Below are 5256 nucleotides of genomic sequence, written 5' to 3' on the forward strand. Positions count from 1 at the left end.
CCGACCCGCTGATCGGTCTCAAGGAGAACGTCATCATCGGTAAGCTCATCCCGGCCGGAACCGGTCTGTCGCGCTACCGGAACGTCTCCGTCGAGGCGACGGAGGAGGCGAAGGCGGAGCGGTACCCGAACCGCATCTTCACCGATGACTCCGCGTTCAGCGAGAACGACCTGAGCTTCGTCGACTTCGACAGCTTCAGCTCGGACGACTACACCCCGGGCACCTACAACTGATCCCGTAGGTCCCGTACCAGGAAGGCCCCCGGCACCCGCCGGGGGCCTTCCTCGTTCTCCCCCCTCCCCTCCCGCCGAGTACGCAGATTCTCTGCGTACTCGGCCGTTTTGGCCCCATTTTCTGCGTACTCGCCGGCTGGGGGAGAATGGGGGTATGTGGCGTCAGCTCCTCGAGTACACGGATAGCACCGGCAAGACGATGCTGGCGTGCGCGGGCGCGGCGCTCGTCGTGGCGGTCCTGAGCTTCATCTCCGGGATCGCGCTCGCGGTCTCCGGCAACGCCGCGCGCACGCTGCCGTTCTGGCTCGCGACGATGGGATGCGCCGTGATCGCCGGCGTGCTGGTCTACCTGGCCAGCCGCCGCGGCGACCTCAAGCGCCGCTGACGCCCCTCGCGCGCCGAATAGCGCGCTGTTGTCGCTTCCGCGGCCTCGAAACGACATCGATCTGCCACTCGATCGCGGGGGCTCGCGCTGACCCCCGCGCGCGGGGCACCCGCTCGCGGGGCTGTTCCGCGCGCGAACCGTGCGGTTACTGTGACAACGCTTCGTCGCCTCCGGAGTCTCGCCCGGGCGTGGCGCGGCCCTGCCGGCATCACCCGACCCGGCCGGCAGGTCCTACCCGCAAGGAGGTCCCCCGTGGCGTCCATGACCGAGATCCTCATCCTTCACGGCCATCTCCCGATCGAGTACCTCGACCGGGTCTCCACCGAACCCACCGCCGACGAGTCGGTGGTCAGGGAACTGCTCGACCGCGGCGCGATCACGCCCGGTCAGCTCGCCCGCGCCCGCGCCGCGCAGTCCGGCCTGCCCTTCGTGGAGCTCGCCGACTACCCGGTCGACCGCGCGGCGGTCACCCTCATCCCCGGCGCCATCTGCCGCAGGCACACCGTGCTGCCGATCGGCGTCGCCGACGGGATGGTCATCCTGGCGATGGCCGACCCCGGCGACGTGTTCGCGATCGACGACGTCCGCGCCGCCTCCCGCATGGGCATCGCTCCCGCCGTCGCCGACCAGGCCGACCTCCTTGCGGCGATCGACCGGTACGTGCGCGCCGACGGCGAGCTGAGCGACCTGACCTCCACCCTGGAAGAGGAGTCCGCCCCCGTCGAGCAGACGCCCCTCGCCGAGGCGGGCGACGACGACGCCCCGATCGTGCGGTTCGTGAACCTGCTGGTCAGCCAGGCCATCCAAGACCACGCCTCCGACATCCACATCGAGCCCGCCGAGCACGATGTGCGCGTCCGGTACCGGATCGACGGCGTGCTGCACGAGATGCAGTCGGCGCCCAAGGCGATCCAGAACGGGGTGATCTCGCGCCTGAAGATCATGTCGGACATCGACATCGCCGAGCGCCGCAAGCCGCAGGACGGCCGCATGTCCGTCGTCCACGGCAGCCGGCAGATCGACCTGCGCGTCGCGACGCTGCCGACGGTGTGGGGCGAGAAGGTCGTCATGCGCATCCTCGACAACAGCAACACCAGCATGTCGCTGCGCGACCTGAACCTGCTGGAGCGCAACTTCCAGACCTACAAGACGTCCTACTCCAAGCCGTACGGGATGATCCTGGTCACCGGCCCGACCGGCTCGGGCAAGTCGACGACGCTCTACACCACGCTGAACGCCGTCGCCCGGCCGGAGATCAACGTGATCACCGTCGAGGACCCGGTGGAGTACCGGATGGCGGGGATCAACCAGGTGCAGGTGAACCCGAAGGCGGGCCTCACCTTCGCGTCGGCGCTGCGCAGCATCCTGCGCTCGGACCCGGACGTGGTGCTGCTCGGCGAGATCCGCGACCACGAGACCGCGCAGATCGCCATCGAGGCGTCGCTGACCGGCCACCTCGTGCTCTCGACCCTGCACACCAACGATGCGCCGAGCGCGGTGACGCGGCTGACGGAGATGGACATCGAGCCGTTCCTGGTCGGCTCCGCGCTCGACTGCGTGGTCGCCCAGCGCCTCGCCCGCCGGCTCTGCGACCGCTGCAAGCAGCCGGCCTCGTACGCGGCGGAGGACCTGCGCCGGCTGCGGTTCGAACTTCCGGCGGACCAGCCGGTCCCTCAGGTGTTCGCGCCGGTCGGCTGCCCGACCTGCTCGAACACCGGCTACCGCGGCCGGATCGCGGTGCACGAGGTGATGGCGGTGACCGAGGAGATCGAACGCCTCGCCGTCGATCGCGCCTCGAGCGCCGAGATCGGCCGGGCGGCGAGGGAGCAGGGGATGCTCACCCTCCGCGAGGACGGGTGGGAGAAGGCGAAGCTCGGCCTCACCTCGGTCGAAGAGATCCTCAGAGTCGTCGCATGAAAGTCAAGGAGGCCCGATGACGAACGACCAGAGCTGGGGCGGTTTCCCGCCGCCCACGGCGAAGCCGGTCTACGAGATCCCGGTGACGCCGCCCGGCACCACCGCCGACGGCTGGGCCCCCGGCGCCGGTGCGCCCCTCGCGCCGCCGTCGTTCCCGCTGACCCCGCCGACGTTCGGGGAGCCCCCGGCGGCGCCCGCGGCCCCGGCTGCGGCTGCGCCGGAGCCGCCGGTCACGCCCTTCGAGCAGGTGGTGCTCGGCTACGAGCCTCCGGCCACCACGGCGCCGCTTCCCGCGGTGGGGGAGCCGGCCGTGGGGTACGACCCGGTGACCTTCGAGCCGCCCGTGGCGGCCGTGTACGAACCGCCCGCCTACCAGCCGGCAATGGCGTACGAGCCGCCGGTGTACGAGCCGCCCGCGTACGAGCCGGCGGCGGCGTACGAGCCGCCGGCGTACGAGCCCGTCGCCTCGCATGAGCCGCCCGCGGTTCCGGCATACGAGCCGCCCGTCTACGAGCCAGAGGCGGCGCCTCCCTCGGCCGTGTACTCGCTCGACGACGGCACCGCGACGCCCTCCGTCGCCCCCGTCACCCGCCTCGTGCCGGAGGGCAGGCGCGCCGCGGCGCCGGTCGCCCCGAGCATGCCATCCGAGGCCGCGCATCCCGCGTTCACCGAGGACGTCGGCACCCTCACCCCTGCCGAGCGCGCCGCGCTGGACGCCGCCGACCCCGAGCTGATCGCCGCGCTGCGCGAGGTGGTCCTGCAGAAGGCCTCCGACCTGCACGTCACCGTCGGCGCGCCGCCGATGGTGCGCATCGACGGATCGCTCACCCCGGCCGGCAGCCCGGAGCCGTGGAACCACGAGCGGACCCTCCAGGCGCTCACCAGCCTCCTGAGCGAGCGCCAGGCCGAGATGTTCAAGCGCGAGCTGGAGCTCGACTTCGCCTTCACGATCTCCGCCAACTCCCGCTTCCGCGTGAACCTGTACCAGCAGCGCGGCTCGATCGGCGCGGCGTTCCGTCTGATCCCGACCGAGATCAAGCAGCTGCGCGAGCTCGGCGTTCCGGAGGCGATCGGCTCCTTCGCCGGCCTGCCGCGCGGCCTGGTGCTCGTCACCGGCCCGACCGGTTCCGGCAAGTCGACCACCCTCGCGGCCCTCATCGACCTCGTGAACTCCACGCGTGCCGACCACATCGTCACGGTCGAGGACCCGATCGAGTTCATGCATACCCACAAGAAGTCGATCGTCAACCAGCGCGAGGTCGGGCACGACACCCACAGTTTCAACAACGCCCTGAAGCACGTCCTCCGCCAGGACCCGGACGTGATCCTGATCGGCGAGCTCCGCGACCTGGAGACGATCTCGGTGGCCCTGACCGCGGCCGAGACCGGCCACCTCGTGTTCGCCACCCTGCACACCCAGGACGCCCCGCAGACGATCGACCGCGTCATCGACGTGTTCCCCCCGCACCAGCAGGACCAGGTCCGCGCGCAGCTCGCCGGCACCCTGCAGGGCGTCGTCTGCCAGACCCTGGTGAAGCGCGCCTCCGGCCGCGGCCGTGTCGTCGCCACGGAAGTCCTCATGATGACCCCGGCCATCGCGAACCTCATCCGCGAGGGCAAGACCTACCAGATCGCCTCCGCGATGCAGGCCGGCCGCGGCGACGGGATGCACACGATGGACCAGCATCTGGCGGAGCTGGTCAACACCGGGGTCATCACGCACAGGGCCGCGCTGGAGAAGGCGCATGACGTGGAGAGCATCCACCGTCTGATCCAGCGCGTCGAGTCGCCGACGGAGGCCTCGGCGCGTGCGATGGCGTCCTCCGGCCCGGACTTCGGCGACAGCTTCTCCGGGGTGGTGAGGTGATGGCGGGGACCACCACGTTCGCATACCGTGGCCGCACGGCCGAGGGCAAGGTCGTCAAGGGCAAGCTCGACGCGGCGGGGGAGGGATCCGTCGCGGCGAAGCTGCGCACCATGGGGCTGTCTCCGATCTCGATCGCGGAGGCGCCGGAGGGGACCGGCCTGGAACGCGAGATCAACCTCGGATTCGGGTCAGGGGTCAAGCTCAAGGACTTGGCCATCATGAGTCGGCAGATGGCGACCATGATCGGATCGGGACTCTCCATCCTCCGCACCTTGAACATCGTCGCCGAGCAGACCGAGAATAAGAAGCTGGCCGCCATCATGGCGAAGGTCAGGGACGACGTCGAGTCCGGTGTGGCCATCTCGGACGCGATGCGCAAGAACTCCGACGGCTTTCCGCCGCTGATGATCAACATGATCAAGGCAGGCGAGACCGGCGGCTTCCTCGACAGCTCGCTCGAGTCGATCGCCGAGAACTTCGAGAAGGAGGTCAAGCTCCGAGGCACGATCAAGTCGGCGCTGACCTATCCGGTGATCGTGCTGTGCCTGTCCATCGTCGCGGTCGTGGCGATGCTGCTCTTCATCGTTCCGGTCTTCGAGAACATGTTCAAACAGCTCGGCGGGACCCTGCCGCTGCCCACCCAGATCCTCGTCGAGCTGTCCCACGCGATGGTCTACATCGTCCCGGTGCTCGTGGTCGGCGGCATCGTGGGGGGCATCTGGTGGGTGCGCAACAAGAACACCGAGAAGGTGCGGATGCGTGTCGATCCGATCAAGCTGAAGCTGCCCGTGTTCGGTCCGCTCATGAAGAAGATCGCTGTCGCACGGTTCAGTCGCAACTTCGCCAACATGATC

5 protein-coding genes are annotated in these 5256 nt (G+C 69.6%); all 5 read left to right on the forward strand.

The window, feature by feature from the left end; translation table 11 throughout:
- The coding region (locus ACTHMF_RS02115) for a hypothetical protein (RefSeq protein ID WP_440316111.1) at window positions 1–233 on the forward strand (233 nt) is incomplete at its 5' end.
- Between the two features lie 154 nt (window positions 234–387).
- On the forward strand, window positions 388–618 hold the full coding sequence (locus ACTHMF_RS02120) for a hypothetical protein (RefSeq protein ID WP_440316112.1): 231 nt from the start codon (window positions 388–390) through the stop codon (window positions 616–618).
- A gap of 252 nt (window positions 619–870) precedes the next feature.
- The gene (locus ACTHMF_RS02125; protein WP_440316113.1) at window positions 871–2535 is read left to right on the forward strand and encodes a GspE/PulE family protein; all 1665 of its coding nucleotides are present in this window, start codon (window positions 871–873) and stop codon (window positions 2533–2535) included.
- A gap of 16 nt (window positions 2536–2551) precedes the next feature.
- Window positions 2552–4402, forward strand: coding sequence for a PilT/PilU family type 4a pilus ATPase (locus tag ACTHMF_RS02130; RefSeq protein WP_440316114.1), 1851 nt, complete (start codon window positions 2552–2554; stop codon window positions 4400–4402).
- A partial coding sequence (locus ACTHMF_RS02135; protein ID WP_440316115.1) for a type II secretion system F family protein occupies window positions 4402–5256 on the forward strand: 855 nt, incomplete at its 3' end. The genes ACTHMF_RS02130 and ACTHMF_RS02135, both read left to right, overlap by 1 nt.

The organism is Leifsonia sp. (assembly GCF_051955155.1).
Lineage (GTDB): Bacteria > Actinomycetota > Actinomycetes > Actinomycetales > Microbacteriaceae > Leifsonia.

Excerpts from the sequence above, each read along its gene's own strand:
- ACTHMF_RS02130 (WP_440316114.1), top strand. The coding sequence starts at position 2,552 with ATGACGAACGACCAGAGCTGGGGCGGTTTCCCGCCGCCCACGGCGAAG.
- ACTHMF_RS02120 (WP_440316112.1), top strand. The coding sequence starts at position 388 with ATGTGGCGTCAGCTCCTCGAGTACACGGATAGCACCGGCAAGACGATG.